Below are 263 nucleotides of genomic sequence, written 5' to 3'. Positions count from 1 at the left end.
CATGCGCCGCATGGACCGCCAGATCCCCAAGGCGCTGCTGATCGACGAGGCGTGGCAGATGCTGCGCGGTGGGTCGATGGCCGATTTCGTCGAGACCTACAGCCGAACCTGCCGCAAATATGGCGCCTCGCTCATCACCGCGACGCAGAGCCTCAACGACTATTACAAGTCGGACGGCTCGAAGGCGGCGCTGGAGAACAGCGACTGGTTCGTCATCCTCCAGCAGAAGGCCGAGACGATCGCGGACTTCAAGAAGCACGACC

At 62.7% G+C, this 263-nt stretch carries 1 protein-coding gene; it reads left to right on the top strand.

The features are described from left to right. Positions 1-10 precede the first annotated feature (10 nt). Positions 11-263, top strand: a 253-nt coding sequence (locus CVH10_RS21595) for a TraM recognition domain-containing protein (RefSeq protein ID WP_369335956.1), incomplete at its 3' end; no start/stop codon positions are given.

Source organism: Halomonas sp. ND22Bw (genome assembly GCF_003011945.1).
Classification (GTDB): domain Bacteria; phylum Pseudomonadota; class Gammaproteobacteria; order Pseudomonadales; family Halomonadaceae; genus Halomonas; species Halomonas halophila.
The sequence above is the reverse complement of the archived record's forward strand: the minus strand, read 5'-3'. Positions and strand labels throughout refer to the sequence as shown.